This window comes from Nonomuraea sp. NPDC001684 (genome assembly GCF_053596515.1).
Genome location: NZ_JBSFGJ010000684.1, coordinates 1 through 3,346, shown reverse-complemented (window position 1 = coordinate 3,346; position 3,346 = coordinate 1). Strand labels below are relative to the sequence as shown.

Here is a 3,346-nt window from a genome sequence, read left to right as displayed (position 1 = left end):
GTCCCCCAGTCGTAGCCGGCCACGATGGCGGGGGCCCGGCCGGGGACCTCGGCGGCCATGCGCGCGTCGAACGCGGCGGCGCGGGCCGGGTCGGCGGCCAGGTCCGCCCAGAACGAGCTGCCGAACTGGCGGGGGAAGGCGGCCTCGCCGGTGCGCACGCTGTGCAGCAGGTGGGCGAAGGCCAGCTCGGCCCGGCCTTCCCAGCTCTCGATGTCCAGCATGGCGCGCATCCCGGCCGGATGGTCGTCGCGCAGCTCCTCGCCGATGGCGGTCAGCGTGTACCTGCCGTCGTCGTCGCGGCCGAGCACGCCCCTGGCGGCCAGGTAGCGCATGAGGCGCTCCAGCACGCCGGGGTCGGCGCCCACGGCGGGGGCGAGTTCGGCGCCGGTGGCCGGCGCCTTGGCGAGCCGGTCGGCGATCCTCAGCGTCGCGGCCACCCGGATCGCCATCGGGGTTCCGAGGTGGGCCAGCGCCCACAGGCGATGCTCCGTCACGCGGTCATCGTCACATCGGGGCGCGCGCACGGGCACCTTCCAGAATGCCGCCCGCGCCCGCGCCGGCGGAACAGCGCACATCGCGAGATGGCCGCCGCGGGCGCGGGTGCCACGCTGAGGATGCACCCGTGCTGCCTGCCCAGGGAGATGTCCGATGCCCGATGCCGCGCCGAAGACCCGCCCGCTCACGGGCAGCGAGTACGTCGAGAGCCTGCGTGACGATCGTGAGATCTACCTCTACGGTGACCGCGTCAAGGACGTCACCGAGCATCCGGCGTTCCACAACCCGGTGCGGATGACCGCCAGGCTCTACGACGCCCTCCACGCCGACGGCACCCGTGAGCTGCTGACCTGCCCCACCGACAGCGGCGGCGAGGGGTACACGCACCGCTTCTTCACCACCCCGCGCACGGTCGAGGACCTGGTCGCCGACCAGCGGGCCATCGCGACGTGGGCCAGGATGAGCTACGGCTGGATGGGCCGCAGCCCCGACTACAAGGCCTCCTTCCTCGGCACGCTGGGCGCCAACGCCGGCTTCTACGCGCCCTTCGACGGCAACGCCCGCCGCTGGTACCGCGAGTCGCAGGAGAAGGTGCTGTTCTGGAACCACGCGATCGTGCACCCGCCGGTCGACCGCAACCGGCCGCCGGACGAGGTCAACGACGTCTACGTGCACGTCGAGCGGGAGACCGACGCGGGGCTCGTGGTGAGCGGCGCGAAGGTGGTGGCGACCGGCTCGGCGCTGACGCACTACAACTTCATCGCGCACTACGGCCTGCCGGTCAAGAAGCGCGAGTTCGCGCTGGTGGCCACCGTGCCGATGGACGCGCAGGGCCTGAAGCTGATCTGCCGCCCGTCCTACGGCATGAACGCGGCGCTGACCGGCGGCCCGTTCGACTACCCGCTCTCCTCCCGGCTGGACGAGAACGACAGCATCCTCGTCCTGGACAAGGTGCTCATCCCCTGGGAGAACGTGTTCATCTACGGCGACCTCGGCAAGGCGCAGCTGTTCACCGGCCAGTCGGGCTTCACCGAGCGGTTCACCTTCCACGGCTGCACCCGGCTGGCGGTGAAGCTGGAGTTCATCGCCGGGCTGCTGGTCAGGGCGCTGGAGATCACCGGCACCAAGGACTTCCGCGGCGTGCAGACCCGGATCGGCGAGGTGCTGGCCTGGCGCAACCTGTTCTGGGCGCTGTCGGACGCCGCCGCCCGCAACCCGGTGGAGTGGCGCAACGGCGCGCTGCTGCCCAACCCGCAGTACGGCCTGGCCTACCGCTGGTTCATGCAGATCGGCTACCCGCGGATCAAGGAGATCGTCCTTCAGGACGTGGCCAGCGGGCTCATCTACGTCAACTCCGGCGCGGCCGACTTCAAGAACCCCGACATCCGCCCGTACCTGGACAAATACCTGCGCGGCTCGGACGGCACCGACGCCGAGGGCCGCGTCAAGGTGATGAAGCTGCTGTGGGACGCGATCGGCTCGGAGTTCGGCGGCCGCCACGAGCTCTACGAGCGCAACTACGGCGGCAACCACGAGAACACCCGGGTCGAGCTGCTGTTCTCGCAGATGGCCGGCGGCCAGCTGGACGAGTACGCGGCCTTCGTCGACCGCTGCCTCGGCGAGTACGACCTCGACGGCTGGACGGTGCCCGACCTGTCCTCCTTCGAGGAGCTGCGGCGCACCGGCACCGGCTGACCCGCTCGACCCACCCCTGACAAGAGAAGGGCGAACCCACCCATGCGTCCATTCCGCATCGACATCCCCGAGGCCGACCTGGCCGACCTGCACCGCAGGATAGACGCCACCCGCTGGCCGGACGAGCTGCCCGGCACCGGCTGGGAGCGCGGCGTGCCGCTGGGCTACCTCAAGGAGCTGGCCGACCACTGGCGGCACGGCTTCGACTGGCGGGCGGCCGAGGCCGAGCTGAACCGGCACCCGCAGTTCGTGACCGAGATCGACGGCGCCGACGTGCACTTCCTGCACGTGCGCTCGCCCGAGCCGCAGGCCGTGCCGCTGCTGCTGACGCACGGCTGGCCGGGCTCGGTCGCCGAGTTCCTGGACGTGATCGGGCCACTCACCGACCCGCGCGCGCACGGCGGCGACCCGGCCGACGCCTTCCACCTGGTCATCCCGTCGATCCCGGGGTTCGGGTTCTCCGGGCACACCAGGGAGGCGGGCTGGCATCCGTACCGGGTGGCGCTGGCGTGGGCCGAGCTGATGCGCCGGCTGGGCTACGACCGCTACCTGGCGCAGGGCGGCGACGCGGGCGCGGTGATCTCGCTGGAGCTGGCCAGGCTGGCCCCCGAGCACGTGATCGGCGCGCACGTCAACATGCTGATGGCCTTCCCCTCGGGCGATCCGGCCGAGCTGGCCGGCCTGACGCCCGCCGAGCAGGGGCGGCTGGCCGGGCTGGCGCGGTTCGACGAGGAGCTGTCGGGCTACATGAAGCTGCAGTCCACCCGTCCGCAGACGCTGGCGTACGCGCTCACCGACTCGCCCGTGGGGCAGCTGGCCTGGATCGTGGAGAAGTTCCACGACTGGACGGACTCCGACAAGTCGCCCGAGGACGCCGTGGACCGGGACCGGATGCTGGCCAACGTGTCGATCTACTGGCTGACCGCGACGGCCGGGTCGTCGGCGCGCTTCTACTACGAGGGCGCGGCGGGCCTGAAGATGGCCGCCGAGGGGCACCGGCCGCCGCCCATCACCGTGCCCGTGGGCGTGGCGGTCTTCCCCAGGGACATCTTCGTGCCGGTGCGCCGGCTGGCCGACCGGGACGTCCCGACGATCAGCCACTGGACCGAGTTCGAGCGGGGCGGCCACTTCGCCGCCATGGAGCAGCCGGAGCTGC

General features: G+C 71.8%; 3 protein-coding genes. 2 read left to right on the top strand and 1 reads right to left on the bottom strand.

What is annotated here, in order from left to right; all coding sequences use genetic code 11:
- Window positions 1-494, bottom strand: a 494-nt coding sequence (locus ACWCSD_RS50015) for a methyltransferase family protein (protein WP_449926481.1), incomplete at its 3' end; no start/stop codon positions are given.
- A gap of 154 nt (window positions 495-648) precedes the next feature.
- Between ACWCSD_RS50015 and ACWCSD_RS50010 the strand changes: the two genes are divergently transcribed.
- Both ACWCSD_RS50010 and ACWCSD_RS50005 read left to right on the top strand, forming a co-directional pair.
- Window positions 649-2,190: a 4-hydroxyphenylacetate 3-hydroxylase family protein gene (locus tag ACWCSD_RS50010; RefSeq protein ID WP_352359656.1), complete on the top strand. Its 1,542-nt coding sequence runs from the start codon at window positions 649-651 to the stop codon at window positions 2,188-2,190.
- A gap of 42 nt (window positions 2,191-2,232) precedes the next feature.
- The coding region (locus ACWCSD_RS50005; RefSeq protein WP_449926478.1) for an epoxide hydrolase family protein at window positions 2,233-3,346 on the top strand (1,114 nt) is incomplete at its 3' end.

Coding starts and splice junctions, on each gene's coding strand:
- ACWCSD_RS50010 (WP_352359656.1), top strand. CDS start 649: ATGCCCGATGCCGCGCCGAAGACCCGCCCGCTCACGGGCAGCGAGTAC.